Origin of the sequence: Rhodanobacter lycopersici (assembly GCF_040812335.1) — a bacterium.
In the GTDB taxonomy this organism is placed as follows: domain Bacteria; phylum Pseudomonadota; class Gammaproteobacteria; order Xanthomonadales; family Rhodanobacteraceae; genus Rhodanobacter_A; species Rhodanobacter_A lycopersici.
In genome coordinates this window covers 539,159-551,807 of the sequence record NZ_JBFOHK010000003.1, presented here as the reverse complement: position 1 = coordinate 551,807, position 12,649 = coordinate 539,159, and the positions used below count along the sequence as shown (strand labels likewise).

13 protein-coding genes are annotated in these 12,649 nt (G+C 69.3%); all 13 read left to right on the top strand.

The annotated features are described in order from the left end of the window. The first annotated feature begins 172 nt into the window (after window positions 1-172). The 13 genes from fliD (at window position 173) to ABQJ54_RS13705 (ending at window position 12,642) form a co-directional block, all read left to right on the top strand. Window positions 173-1,693: a flagellar filament capping protein FliD gene (fliD, locus tag ABQJ54_RS13765; RefSeq protein WP_367854877.1), complete on the top strand. Its 1,521-nt coding sequence runs from the start codon at window positions 173-175 to the stop codon at window positions 1,691-1,693. Between the two features lie 13 nt (window positions 1,694-1,706). Then, a complete protein-coding gene (gene fliS, locus ABQJ54_RS13760) occupies window positions 1,707-2,129 on the top strand; it encodes a flagellar export chaperone FliS (protein ID WP_367854876.1) in 423 nt (140 codons plus the stop codon). After that, window positions 2,126-2,422 (top strand): flagellar protein FliT, encoded by a 297-nt coding sequence (locus tag ABQJ54_RS13755; protein ID WP_367854875.1) that lies wholly within the window; start codon window positions 2,126-2,128, stop codon window positions 2,420-2,422. The genes fliS and ABQJ54_RS13755 overlap by 4 nt, the downstream gene beginning before the upstream one ends. A 99-nt stretch (window positions 2,423-2,521) precedes the next feature. Then, complete coding sequence (locus ABQJ54_RS13750; RefSeq protein ID WP_367854874.1) at window positions 2,522-3,076, top strand: PilZ domain-containing protein; 555 nt, start codon at window positions 2,522-2,524, stop codon at window positions 3,074-3,076. Window positions 3,077-3,424: 348 nt separating this feature from the next. After that, the gene (locus ABQJ54_RS13745; protein ID WP_367854873.1) at window positions 3,425-4,855 is read left to right on the top strand and encodes a sigma-54 dependent transcriptional regulator; all 1,431 of its coding nucleotides are present in this window, start codon (window positions 3,425-3,427) and stop codon (window positions 4,853-4,855) included. Between the two features lie 115 nt (window positions 4,856-4,970). Beyond that, window positions 4,971-5,297 (top strand): flagellar hook-basal body complex protein FliE, encoded by a 327-nt coding sequence (fliE, locus tag ABQJ54_RS13740; protein WP_367854872.1) that lies wholly within the window; start codon window positions 4,971-4,973, stop codon window positions 5,295-5,297. 46 nt (window positions 5,298-5,343) lie between these two features. Beyond that, on the top strand, window positions 5,344-7,044 hold the full coding sequence (gene fliF, locus ABQJ54_RS13735; RefSeq protein ID WP_367854871.1) for a flagellar basal-body MS-ring/collar protein FliF: 1,701 nt from the start codon (window positions 5,344-5,346) through the stop codon (window positions 7,042-7,044). Continuing rightward, complete coding sequence (gene fliG, locus ABQJ54_RS13730) at window positions 7,034-8,050, top strand: flagellar motor switch protein FliG (protein WP_367854870.1); 1,017 nt, start codon at window positions 7,034-7,036, stop codon at window positions 8,048-8,050. Before fliF ends, fliG begins: the two co-directional genes overlap by 11 nt. Then, window positions 8,050-8,679, top strand: coding sequence for a FliH/SctL family protein (locus ABQJ54_RS13725; protein ID WP_367854869.1), 630 nt, complete (start codon window positions 8,050-8,052; stop codon window positions 8,677-8,679). Before fliG ends, ABQJ54_RS13725 begins: the two co-directional genes overlap by 1 nt. After that, window positions 8,676-10,058, top strand: coding sequence for a flagellar protein export ATPase FliI (fliI, locus tag ABQJ54_RS13720; RefSeq protein WP_367854868.1), 1,383 nt, complete (start codon window positions 8,676-8,678; stop codon window positions 10,056-10,058). Before ABQJ54_RS13725 ends, fliI begins: the two co-directional genes overlap by 4 nt. Continuing rightward, window positions 10,055-10,480: a flagellar export protein FliJ gene (gene fliJ, locus ABQJ54_RS13715; RefSeq protein ID WP_367854867.1), complete on the top strand. Its 426-nt coding sequence runs from the start codon at window positions 10,055-10,057 to the stop codon at window positions 10,478-10,480. The genes fliI and fliJ overlap by 4 nt, the downstream gene beginning before the upstream one ends. A 42-nt stretch (window positions 10,481-10,522) precedes the next feature. After that, window positions 10,523-11,740 (top strand): flagellar hook-length control protein FliK, encoded by a 1,218-nt coding sequence (locus ABQJ54_RS13710; RefSeq protein ID WP_367854866.1) that lies wholly within the window; start codon window positions 10,523-10,525, stop codon window positions 11,738-11,740. Window positions 11,741-12,093: 353 nt separating this feature from the next. Continuing rightward, window positions 12,094-12,642 (top strand): flagellar basal body-associated FliL family protein, encoded by a 549-nt coding sequence (locus tag ABQJ54_RS13705; protein WP_367854865.1) that lies wholly within the window; start codon window positions 12,094-12,096, stop codon window positions 12,640-12,642. The last annotated feature ends 7 nt before the right edge of the window (window positions 12,643-12,649 follow it).

Here is a 12,649-nt window from a genome sequence, read left to right as displayed (position 1 = left end):
TGCGCAAGGCGGGCGGCTCCACCGCGCAATGGCGATCCGGGTCCGGGTCGCCATTGCCACGAGGCTCCCAGGTGAAACCCATGCAGTTGGCGTGATTTTTGCCAGTGAACCTTGGCACGGAATCCGTGTGCTCCCGCCGGGCGGGATCGGATCGTTATTAAGGAACACGTCCATGACCTCCATTTCCAGCGTCGGCTCAACCACGGCAGCGGGCAGTTACACCAGCGGTACCGGTGCCAGCAGCAGTACCAGCGGCAGCGGCTACAGCGGCGCCAGCGGCTACAGCAGCGGTACCAGTTCAAGCTCCGGCAGCTACAGCTACAGCGGCGCGGGCAGCAGCGCCATCCTCAGTTCGCTGGGGGTAGGCTCCGGGCTGGACGTGAACTCCATCATCGATGCGCTGGTGAATGCGAAGGCCGCCGGACCGAGGCAGCAGATCAGCAACCAGACCACGCAGCTGCAGGCGCAGGAGGCCGGGTTGACCGCGCTCAGCAGCGCGCTCAGCGCCATGCAGGACGCGCTCACCACGCTGGGCAGCATCACCACCTACAGAACGTATACGTCCACGCTAAGCAACACTGCCGTGGGCACTGCCACCACCCAGTCCAGCGCACAGCCGGGCACCTACGACATCGTGGTGAACAGTCTGGCCACGGCGCAGAAGCGCGTCAGCGGGGCCTATGCCTCCGGCAGCGCGGTAGGCGCCGGAACTTTGACGGTGGCCGTCGGCGGCAGCTCGATGAACATCGACGTGAGCTCGACCGCCTCGATCAACGACATCGCCTCGGCGATCAACGGATCCAGCAGCAATCCCGGCGTGCAGGCGACCGTGGTCAACGGCGCCAACGGCGCGCAGTTGCTGCTGACCTCCACCCAGACCGGCGTGGCCAATGCCTTCACCGTCACCGCCGATGCCAGCAGCAGCAGCGGCCTGACCAGCCTGGCCAACACACTGAACACGCCGGGCAGCAACGAGGCTGCCGACGCCAGCCTGAGCATCGACGGCGTTGCCGTGACCAGCGCCAGCAACACGGTGAGCAGTGCGCTGCCCGGCGTCACGCTCAGCCTCGCGGCGACGGGTTCCACCACCCTGACGGTGGCGCAGGACCCCAGCGCGGTGACCACGGCGGTGAACAATTTCGTCACTGCCTACAACAGCTACGCCTCCACCGTGAGCTCGTTGAACAGCTACGACCCGACCTCCCAGCAGGCGGGTGTGTTGCTGGGCGATTCCACGCTGATGTCGGTGCAGCGCCAGATCAACAGCATCCTGAGCGGCGGCGTGGCGGGCAACAGCATCGGCTCGCTGGCTGCGCTGGGCATCTCGCGCAATGCCGACGGCACGCTCAGCGTCGACAGCAATCAGTTGAACAGTCAGCTGCAGAGCAACCCGAGCGCGGTGCAGGGTCTTTTCGCCAGTGCCAACGGCTATGCGACCACGCTCGGCAACGCGCTGAACAGTTTCACCGGCAGCGGCGGCATCATTTCGACGCGTGTCAGCAGCATCCAGTCCCAGCTCACCAACCTGAGCCAGGAGCAGACGGCGCTCACCGCGCGCATGACCGCCTATGCCACCCAGTTGCGCCAGCAATACACCGCACTGGACACGCTGATGTCCACGCTGAAGAACACCAGCAGCTCCATCACCACGTCGCTGAACGCGATGCTGAACAACAACTCTTCGAGCAATTGACGGAGGTCGGCCCGTGACGAACGCCTACTTGCGCCAGGCCAGCGCGTTGTACCAGCAGACCGGCCTCGCGGGCCGCGTGGAGAGCGCCGATCCGCACCAGTTGATCGCCATGCTGCTGGATGGTGCGATCGAGCGCATCGCGCAGGCGCAGGGCCATCTGCGTCGCGGCGACGTGCCCGCCAAGGGCGTGGCCGTCACCAAGGCGGTGGCGATCGTGGGCGAGCTGCGCGTCAGCCTGGATCACAAGGCCGGCGGCGAAGTGGCCCGGCGGCTGGATTCGCTCTACGACTACATCACCCGCCGCCTGCTGTTTGCGCAATTGAACAACGATGAGCCGGCGCTGGCCGAATGCATGGATCTGCTCGGCCCGGTACGTCGGGGCTGGAACGGCATCCGCGACAGCTACCTCGCCAGCCGCGCCGGAAGCGCCGCATGAGCCACGGACACGCCGCGCTGGAACGGGCGCTGGAAGTCAGCAATGCCATGCTGGCCGCCGCGCGCGAAGGCCAGTGGGACAGCCTGCCCAGGATGGAAGTGGAGCGCGCACCGCTGCTGCGCGCCGGCCACCCGCGCGACGAGCGCAGCCGCGAACTGCTGGAGCAGCTGCTGGCGCGCAACGAAGAAATGCTGGATCTGGCCGCGCGTGCGCGCGACGAGGTCGCCGACACGCTGAGCCGGCACGGCTATGCACATCGCGCCTTGAACACCTACGTCGGCCTGGGCCGCTGACGCCGGGACGCCGGAAAGCTTGATTCGCGGGTATCTGGCGAGCATTTTGCAGCGGCAACAGAACGGGCCGGTTCCGGTCCATACCGACACGGGGCCGCCATGACCGCCAGCAGCTGGGAAGAATTCGAGCAACGCCTGAGCAGCGAGGAAAATCTGCATGCCGACTGCGAACCGCTGGCCTGGCCGCCACCGCCGGAACAGTTGCAGCGGCTGGCCGAACGCAACGCGAACACCCTGGCCACGCTGGATGCGCTGGAAGAACGTCGGCTGGATCCCGGAGACGACGACAATCCGCTGATGCAGGAAATGCTGCGCATGGATGCCAAGCTCACGGCATTGGTGGAGATCGTGAATCAGCTGCTGGCGCCCGCCGCCACGCTGCCGCCGCGCCAGGCGCTGCGGTTCAACGCCGTGGGCGCCCTGCTGCCGGCTGCATTGGTGCTGTCGGGCGAGGGCCTGTTGTTGCGCCTGCGCTTCGATGCCTGCCGCAGTCTTCCGCTCGAACTGGCGGGGCACGTGGTGCGCATGTTCGACGATGGTCGCGGCTTCATGGAATTCGTGATGCCGGGTGACGCGACAGGTGACGCGATTGAGCGCCTCGTGTTTCGCCATCACCGACGCAAAGTGGCAGAGGCGCGCCAGCAACTCGGATGAGGGTTGGGCGCAGTTATCATTTCGCATGTGATATCGATCACATTTACGCAATCTCCGCAGAGATTTTTTCGACACCCGTCACGCGCTTACGGATGCCTTCGTCACGTCGCTGACACTTTGCAAAGATCTTTCGCTTCATGCACTTGCAGGAAACTCTTGCGAATGCCGCCGCATTGGCGTCGCCGTGGCCTTACCCGAATGCGGCATTTTGCTGTCGCAGCGACCGTCAAAGTTGGCCTCCTTGTTGCTCTTCGTTCATCAAGCCGGCGACGGAAAGTCGGCACTGATGAACAGCACTCCCCGCTGGAAGCCGAGGGGTTGCGACAAGGGCAGTTAGGAGAAGGGGCTGTGCAGAAATTCGATTTCCTGGTCATCGAGTCCAGTGCGGCGCGCGCGGATGCCGTGTTGTCGGCGCTTCACTTCCTGGGCTATCGGCCGCAACGCGCTACCGACTGCCAATCCGTCGACGCGTCCAGCCACGACTGGCGCGCCGTCTACATCGGTGGCGTCGAGGATGAGGCCGAGGCCGGGCGCCAGCTGGCCCTGCTCGGCGACGCGGCGCATCACGTGCCGGTGCTGGTGGCCGCCGATGCGCGCCTGGCCACGCACCTGCTGGAGACGATCTCGCCGTCTGCCTCCCGTGTGGCCGCCCTGGAGTTTCCGCTGCGCTACGAACAGGTGGCCGAAGCGCTGCGCAGTCTCTCCGCGCGCATGCTTGGCGGGTCGGCCAACGCGCTGCGCTTCGTGGGCAACTCGGCACCGATGGTGCGCGTCAACGCGCTGATCCGCCAGGTGGCGCCGTTCGATTCCACGGTGCTGGTGCTGGGCGAGTCGGGTACCGGCAAGGAGATGGTGGCGCGCGCCATCCACGAGCATTCCGCCCGCCGCGACAAGCCGTTCGTGGCGATCAACTGTGGTGCGATCCCGGCCGAGCTGCTGGAAAGCGAGCTGTTCGGCCACGAGAAGGGTTCCTTCACCGGCGCGATCAGCGCGCGCAAGGGGCGCTTCGAGCTGGCCGAGGGCGGCACGCTGTTCCTCGACGAGATCGGCGACATGAGCCTGCCGATGCAGGTGAAGCTGCTGCGCGTGCTGCAGGAGCGCGTGTACGAGCGCGTGGGCGGCAGCAAGACCCAGCGCTGCGACGTGCGCATCATCGCCGCCACCCACCGCAACCTGGAACAGGCGATCGCCGAGGGTCGTTTCCGCGAAGACCTGTTCTATCGCCTCTCCGTGTTCCCGCTGGAGCTGCCGGCACTGCGCGAGCGGCTGGGCGACCTGCCGCTGTTGATCGAGGAGTTCAACCAGCGCCTGGCCCGCCGCGGCCTCGGCGTGGCACGCTTCAGTGCCGGCGCGATGCAGACGCTGCGCGAACACGCGTGGCCGGGCAACGTGCGCGAGCTGGCCAACCTGGTCGAGCGCATGGCGATCCTGTGCCCGCACGGCGAGGTGCGCGCCAGCGAGTTGCCGCAGAAATATCGCCACGAGCAGGTCAGCGAGGAAGCGCATGGCTCGGCCCTGCTGGCGCTGATGGAGGACGGCCGCGTGCCGGTGGGCGTGGTTGCCATGCAGCCGGTGGACGAAGCCCAGCGCCTGCTGCCCGAGAACGGCATCGACCTGAAGGATCACCTGGCCGACATCGAAGTGGGGTTGATCCGCCAGGCGCTCGACGCCACCGGCGGCGTGGTGGCGCATGCCGCGCGCCTGCTGCACATGCAGCGCACCACGCTGGTGGAGAAATTGCGCAAGTACGGCCTGCAGGCGAACGGCCTCGCGGCGTGACGCACGACGTGCCGCGCATCGTGCGAGATGCGTGGCACGGCTCGTGCATCCACCTCCTGCAAACCCGTCACGCGACGGGATTCCGTCTCCCCTCCACCGGCCTGGATCACGCGGCATGAGCACGATCGACGTCAACAACCTGCTTGCCCAGATGCGCCAGATGACGGCGCAGGTGCGCATGCCGGAAACCGCGGTGCAGGCGCCATCGAGCGGCGGCCCGGCGAATTTCTCCTCGCTGCTGCAGCAGTCCATCGCCGCGGTGGGCAACAGCCAGATGGAGGCGGGGCAGATGGCCGCGAGCTTCGAGCGCGGCGATCCGGGCGCCGATCTCGGCCGCACCATGATCGCGGTGCAGAAGGCGGATCTCTCGCTGCGCACGGCGGTGGCGGTGCAGAGCAAGCTGGTCGATGCCTACAACGCCGTCATGAACATGTCGGTCTGAGGCCGGCACCACGATCACCGAACAGCCCTGACCGACGAGCAGCAGCATGGCCGACAACGCCATCGCGACGACCGACAACAGCGGCGCGCGCCTGGACTCCCTCAAGCAGATCGCCCGCAACCCGGCGGCGCGCCAGCTCGCCTTGCTGGTGGCGGTGGCCGCGGCGGTGGCGCTGGGCGTGGCGGTGGTGCTGTGGTCGCGCGGCCCGAACTACGGCCTGCTGTACGCGGGGCTGGACCAGAAGGACGCCGCCGCGATCACCCAGGAACTGCAGGCCTCCAACACGACGTACAAACTGGGCGGCGACGGCACCTCGATCCTGGTGCCCGCCGCCGACCTGGCCGCGCTGCGGCTGCGGCTGGCGGCGAAGGGCCTGCCGCAGGGCAGTGCCGCGATCGACACGCAGTCGGCCAACGACTCGCCGTTCGGCATGAGCGATCTCGCCGAACGCACGCGCTACCAGCAGATGCTGGAGAACGACCTCGGCTCCACCATCGCGTCGCTGCAGTCGGTGCGCGCCGCGCGCGTGCACCTGGCGCTGCCCAAGCCTTCGGCCTTCATCCGCGACAACCACGGCGCCAGCGCCTCGGTGCTGCTGACGCTGTACCAGGGCCGCCAGCTCGACGCGGGGCAGGTGGCGGCGATCGTGCACCTGGTGGCGTCCAGCGTGCCGGGGCTCGATCCCAACCAGGTTTCGGTGGTCGACCAGCAGGGCCGGCTGCTGACCAGCAGCAATGCGGACTCGCCCGATGCCGTGGGCGACGACCGCCTGCGCCTGGCCACGCGCATCGAGAACACCTATGCCCAGCGCATCGAGGAGCTGCTGACGCCGCTGGTCGGCCCCGGCCGCGTGCGTGCGCAGGTCAATGCGGACCTGGATTTCAGCCAGACCGAGAAGGCCAGCGAGATCTACGACCACGACCACCCGGCGCTGCGCAGCGAACAGGTCAGCAGCGAACAGCACAGCGACGGCAGTACCGGCGGCGGCGTGCCCGGCGCGCTCAGCAACCAGCCGCCGCGCACGGTGGCGCAGCCCACCGCTGCCAAGCCGAACGCCGGCGCAGCCGCACCGGGCGGCACGGCATCGTCGACCACGAGCAGCCGCGGCGGCGACAGCTCCAGCAGCGCCACCCGCAACTACGAGCTGGACCGCACGATCAGCCACGTCAGCGACCCGGCCGGCCGGCTGGCCCGCCTCACCGTGGCGGTGGTGGTGGACAACATGCTGGTGGGCGCTGCCGGCGACGGTATCAAGGGCGACCCCAAGAGCGTGCCGTTCACCCCGCAGGAGCTGCAGCACCTCACCGACCTGGTGAAGAACGCTGTGGGCTTCGACGCCGGGCGCGGCGACAGCGTCAGCGTGATCAACCAGGCCTTCCACCGCAATGCCGTGCCGGATGCCGAGCCGGCGACGCCGTTGTGGGAACGGCCCGGCGCGCTCGACCTGATCAAGCAGGGCCTCGGCGTGCTGATCGCGCTGCTGGTGGCGTTCGGCCTGCTGCGTCCGCTGCTCAAGGGCCTGCTGCGCAGCCCGCCGACCAGGGAGATGCTGCCGGCGACACTGCCGTCCGTGTCCGTGCGGGTGGGCGACGACGAGCCCCGCGAGAGCGACCAGCCGGCGCGCATCGACGTGGCACCGACGCTGGCCTACGAACAGCGCATCGGCCAGGCCCGCCGCATGGTGGGTGAAAACTCCAAGCAGGTGGCGCAAGTGGTCAGGAACTGGGTGAACGAAGATGGCAACTAACCGTTCCGACGCGACCGTCACCGGCGCGCAGCGCGCGGCGATCCTGCTGCTGACGCTGGGCGAGCAGGATGCGGCCGAGGTGCTCAAGCACCTGAGCGCACGCGACGTGCAGGCAGTCGGCACCGCGATGGCCGCACTGTCCAGCGTGTCGCGCGAGCAGGTCACCGGGGTGCTGGACAAGCTCGACGAGGACATGGGCCGGCAGACCGCGCTGGGCGTGGGCACCGAGGAATACATCCGCAAGATCCTCACCAACGCGCTGGGCGAGACCAAGGCCGGCGGCCTGATCGACCGCATCCTGCTCGGTCGCAGCAGCAAGGGGCTGGAATCGCTGAAGTGGATGGAGAGCCGCGCGATCGCCGAGATGATCAACCAGGAACACCCGCAGATCATCGCGCTGGTGCTGGCGCACCTGGAGCCGGACCAGGCGGCCGAGGTGATCGGCTACCTGCCGCAGCGCGTGCGTTCCGACGCGGTGATGCGCATCGCCACCCTCGACGGCGTGCAGCCGCATGCGCTGAACGAACTGGACGAGATCATGGAGCGCCAGTTCAACGGCAACACCAAGAAGCTCAAATCCGCCAGCGTGGGCGGCCTGAAGGCGGCCGCCAACATCCTCAACGCGATGGACAGCAGCCGCGAGGCCGAGCTGATGACGGCGATCCGCAGCCAGGACGAGGCGCTGGGCGGCCGCATCGAGGACCTGATGTTCGTGTTCGAGGACCTGGCCGAGATCGACGACCGCGGCATGCAGACCCTGCTGCGCGAGGTGCCGTCGGGGATCCTGATCACCGCGCTGAAGGGCGCCGAGCCTGCGGTGCGCGAGAAGATCTTCGCGAACATGTCCAAGCGCGCCGCCGACATGATGCGCGACGACCTGGAGGTGAAGGGGCCGGTGCGCCTCTCCGAGGTCGACGCGGCGCAGAAGGAAGTGCTGGCCGCGGCCAGGAAGCTGGCCGACGCCGGCCAGCTAAGCCTGGGCAGCGGCGGGGATGACTACGTCTGATGGCGGCCGCGATCCAGGACGTCGCGATGGACTTCCAGCGCTGGGAGCTGCCGGACGTCGGCCTCGCGCCGGCGGCACAGCCGGCCGCCACGCCGCCGCCGCAGCCCGCCGTGTGCGACTTGGAGGCGATCGAGCAGCAGGCACGCGATGAAGGCCGCGCCGCCGGCCTGGCCGAAGGGCGGGCCGCGGCACAGCAGGAGCTTCTTCAGCGCATGGCGCAGCTCGATGCCGTGTGCGAGGCGGCGGCGCGACCCCTGCAGGTGTTCGACGAACAGGTCGCCCAGGAACTGGCGCGGCTGGCGATGGTGGCGGCCGGCCGGGTGGTCATGCGCGAGTTGCAACTGTCGCCCGAACTCGTCGCGCGCGCCGTGCGCGAGGCGGCCAATGCGCTGCCGGCGGCGACCCGCGAATTGCGCGTGCACCTGCATCCGCAGGATCTGGCCCTGCTGCAGGAACTGGGTGCGGTCGAGCGCCATTGGCAGCTGCTGGCCGATCCCGCCCTGGCGCGCGGCGACTGCTGGCTGGAAAGCGAACGCTCGCGGCTCGACGCCCGGGTGGAAACCCGCCTGGCGGCGGTGATCGACGCCGTGCTCGGCGAGGCGACCGCATCGGACGGAGGCGAGGCATGAACGCCGACGCCGACAACGCGGCCTTCGATCCGGGCGCGCGCCGCGAGCGCTGGCGGCGCCAGTTTGCGCGGCAGGCCGCGCGTGCGGCCGCCGCACACACGCTGGCCGTGGAAGGTAGCCTGCGCCGCGTGGTCGGCCTGACCCTGGAAGCCGAGGGCTGCGAGGCCGCGCTGGGCGCGCGATGCCTGGTCGATACCGCCGATGGCGACAAGCTGGAAACCGAAGTGGTCGGCTTCGCCGACGAACGCCTGCTGCTGATGCCGGTGGACGACATGCGCGGCGTGTTGCCGAATGCCCGCGTGCGCCCCTTCGCGCGCAGCGGCGGCTTGCCGGTGGGCATGCACCTGCTGGGCCGCGTGGTGGGCGCCGACGGTCTGCCGCTGGACGGCCACGGCCCGCTCGACATCGACGAACACGCCGCGCTCAAGCGCGAACCCATCAACCCGATGGCGCGCAAACCCATCGACGCGCCGCTGGACGTGGGCGTGCGCGCGATCAACGCGCTGCTCACCGTGGGCCGCGGCCAGCGCCTGGGCCTGTTCGCCGGCTCCGGCGTGGGCAAGTCCACCCTGCTCGGCATGATGACCCGCTACACCAATGCCGACGTGGTGGTGGTGGGCCTGATCGGCGAACGCGGCCGCGAGGTGAAGGAATTCGTCGAACACACCCTGGGCGAGGAAGGGCGCCGCCGTGCGGTGATCGTGGCCGCGCCCGCCGACGCGCCGCCGCTGAAGCGGCTGCGCGGCGCGCAGTACGCCACCGCCATCGCCGAGTGGTTCCGCGACCGCGGCCAGCGCGTGCTGCTGTTGATGGATTCGCTGACCCGCTACGCGCAGGCCCAGCGCGAGATCGCGCTGGCCATCGGCGAGCCGCCGGCCACCAAGGGCTATCCGCCGTCCGTGTTCGCGATGATGCCGGCGCTGGTCGAGCGCGCGGGCAACGATGCCGAAGGCAAGGGCTCCATCACCGCGTTCTACACCGTGCTCACCGAGGGCGACGATTACCGCCACGACCCGATCGCCGACGCCGCGCGCGCGATCCTCGACGGCCACATCGTGCTCTCGCGCGACCTTGCCGAGGCCGGCCACTACCCGGCCATCGACATCGAGGCATCGATCAGCCGCGTGATGCCGCAGGTGGCGTCGCGCGGCCACCTGCAGGCGGCGCAGCGTTTCCGTCGCGTCTATTCGGCGTACCGCCAGCAGCGCGACCTGATCGCGGTGGGCGCCTACCAGAAGGGCTCCGATCCGCAGGTGGACCTGGCCATCGAGATGTGGCCGCAATTGCGCGACTTCCTGCAGCAGGAGGTCGATGAGCCGACGGCGCTCGACGATGCCGTCAAGCGGCTCGCCGTGCTCGCCGAACGGGTGGCCGCATGACGCCGCGCTCCGAACGATTGCAGCCGGCCGCGGACCAGGCCCACCAGAAGGCCGAGGACGCGCTGGCGAAACTTGCCACGCAGCAACAGGCCCTGGCCAAGGCCGAACACCAGCTCGGGGAGCTGGAACGTTACCGGCGCGAATACGCCGGCGCGGGCGAGGGAGCGGTCAGCGTCAGCGCGCTGCTCAACCGCCAGCATTTCATCGCGCGCATCGACCAGGCGATTGTCCAGCAGGTCGCCGAGGTGGGCCGCCAGCGCCACCGCCTCGACCAGATGCGCGACCACTGGAAGCAGGCGCATGCGCGCGAAAGCGCGCTGGGCAGCGTGATCGCACAGCACCAGGAACACGAGCGCCGCGCCGAGGACAGGCGCGAGCAGGCCGAGATCGACGAACGCATGCAGCATCGGCGGCTGCGCTGAAGCGCCCGCCATGCCGCCCGCCGGCAAAGGAGCCCATCCACCATGACACCGCCCGCTGCACTTTCCCCGCTGCCCGCCGCGCCGAGCATGCGCAGCGCACCCGCCGCCGGCACGCCACGCAGCGATGCGACGCCGAGCCCGTTCGACCAGCACCTGCAGGCGGCCAGGAGCATGCCGCCTGCCGATGCGACGCGATCGGCGGACCGGTCGTCCCCGTCGGCGCCGGATGCGCAAGGCGAATCATCCACCACGGATGCCGCGGCGAAGTCCGCGTCGGAGTCGAACATGTCGATGCCTGCCACGACGCCTGCGGCATCGGCCACGGGCACGCCGTCCCCATCGGCTGCGGCATCGCGCGGACAGGCGGATGCCGCGCTGCTCGACGCTGCTCTGGCCACGGCCCAGGCCGCGTCGGGCGCCACCGGGGCGGGCGATGCCGCGGCCACCCCTCCTGCCACGTCGAAGACGGCGGGCACGGCGAAGCCCGGCGAGGATGCCGCCGCGACGCTGGCCGGTGCCATGCTCGCCCTGCTGGGCCGGGTGATGGATGGGATGGGGGGCGCGTCGTCCGGCGCGGACGACGCCACGGTTTCCGCGGATGGCTCGGCGTCGGGCCAGGGCAAGGCCGCCGCGGTGTCGCAAGGCCTCGGCATGGACGACAAGACGCTTGCCGCCGCGGTCGCCGCCGCCGCGCCGACCGCGAACCTGGCCAGCATGCCGGCCAGCATGGAGCGGCTGTTCGCATCGGCCGGCACCGACACGCGCAAGGATCACGGCCTGGAATCGCTGGCGTTGGCCGCCGCGCCCGCATCGCCGCCCACGGCACAGGCGCCGGCACTCCCCCAGCTGCAGCTGTCGTCGTCGCCGGGCAGCAGCGGCTTCGCCGACGAACTCGGCCAGCAGGTGGTGTGGCTGGGCCAGCAGGACATCCAGCAGGCGAAGATCCGCCTGCATCCGGAAGACCTGGGTTCGCTCGACGTGCAACTCAGCGTGAGCCACGGCCGCGTGGACGTGGTGTTCAGCGCGCAGCATCCGGCCGCCGTCACGGCGGTGCAGCAGAGCCTGCCGCAGCTCGACCACATGCTGGCCCAGCACGGCCTCTCGCTGGGCCATGCCGAGGTGGGGCAGCAGCAGAGCGGCGGCGGGCAGGCGCGCGGCGAGGGGCATGCCGCCGCGGCAGTGGACGAGATCGGCGAGGCGAACGGCACCGGCACGCCGGTCGCGGCGAGCCGGATCGGCCTGCTCGACGCATTCGCCTGAGAGCCTGTTCACGATCTCCCGCCTCTCCTCTTCCGTTCATGGGAGAGGGGCGGGGGACTCTGCATTCCCGCAAGGGACAAAGCGGTTCCGGTCGCCTGCGATAGGGCCGTCCTTCTCCCGCCAGCGGGAGGGGCGGGATTGAAGATCGCGAGCAGGCTCCGGGAACCCGGTGCACGCATGCCGCCGCCGTCGCGAGGCGGCGTCCGCGTCGTGTCGCCTCCGCTTTCATGACGCGTGTCGCGATTGCGTCGCGGCGGCCTTCCGGCGCGCGTCAAGAAAGCGCCATCGGCCCGGCAAGCCTCTTCGCGGACAGCTTCAAACCGGCTTGCCACAAGGCTTTCCGGGCATGGCACATGGATTGCTTTGGCCGGGTAGGCGCGTTGTGGCGCGCAACTCTCAACCAGCGGATCGAGGATTTCATGGCCAACGAGGAACAGACTGCAGCGGCACCGCCGGCAGGCAAGCAACGCGGCCCGCTGCTGATCGGCGTTGCGGTGCTGCTGGCGCTGGCCGGCGGTGGTTATTTCTGGCACATGCAGAAGTCTGCGCACGCGGAAGCCGACCAGCAGGCCGCGGTGTCCAGGGCCGAGCTGTACCTGCCGATGGATCCGCCCTTCGTGGTGAATTTCCGCGACGGGGATTCGCTGCGCTACCTGCAGGTGGCGGTGACCCTGATGTCGCACGACCCGCATGCGATCGAGGTGGCGAAATCCGCCGACCCGGTCATCCGCGATGCCCTGGTGTCGCTGTTCAGCAACCAGGAGTACTCGGTCATCAGCCAGACCGCGGGTCGCCAGAAGCTGCAGGAGCAGGCGCTGCAGTCGGTGCGCAAGATCGTCGACGCGCGGCTGGGCCGGCCCGGCATCGACGCGCTGTACTTCACCAGTTTCGTGATGCAGTGACGAGGCG

What these genes read in the sequence shown, in the direction of transcription:
- fliD (WP_367854877.1), top strand. Translation starts at nt 173, where the DNA reads ATGACCTCCATTTCCAGCGTCGGCTCAACCACGGCAGCGGGCAGTTAC.
- ABQJ54_RS13755 (WP_367854875.1), top strand. Translation starts at nt 2,126, where the DNA reads ATGAGCCACGGACACGCCGCGCTGGAACGGGCGCTGGAAGTCAGCAAT.
- ABQJ54_RS13750 (WP_367854874.1), top strand. Translation starts at nt 2,522, where the DNA reads ATGACCGCCAGCAGCTGGGAAGAATTCGAGCAACGCCTGAGCAGCGAG.
- fliE (WP_367854872.1), top strand. Translation starts at nt 4,971, where the DNA reads ATGAGCACGATCGACGTCAACAACCTGCTTGCCCAGATGCGCCAGATG.
- fliF (WP_367854871.1), top strand. Translation starts at nt 5,344, where the DNA reads ATGGCCGACAACGCCATCGCGACGACCGACAACAGCGGCGCGCGCCTG.
- fliG (WP_367854870.1), top strand. Translation starts at nt 7,034, where the DNA reads ATGGCAACTAACCGTTCCGACGCGACCGTCACCGGCGCGCAGCGCGCG.
- ABQJ54_RS13725 (WP_367854869.1), top strand. Translation starts at nt 8,050, where the DNA reads ATGGCGGCCGCGATCCAGGACGTCGCGATGGACTTCCAGCGCTGGGAG.
- fliI (WP_367854868.1), top strand. Translation starts at nt 8,676, where the DNA reads ATGAACGCCGACGCCGACAACGCGGCCTTCGATCCGGGCGCGCGCCGC.
- fliJ (WP_367854867.1), top strand. Translation starts at nt 10,055, where the DNA reads ATGACGCCGCGCTCCGAACGATTGCAGCCGGCCGCGGACCAGGCCCAC.
- ABQJ54_RS13710 (WP_367854866.1), top strand. Translation starts at nt 10,523, where the DNA reads ATGACACCGCCCGCTGCACTTTCCCCGCTGCCCGCCGCGCCGAGCATG.
- ABQJ54_RS13705 (WP_367854865.1), top strand. Translation starts at nt 12,094, where the DNA reads ATGGATTGCTTTGGCCGGGTAGGCGCGTTGTGGCGCGCAACTCTCAAC.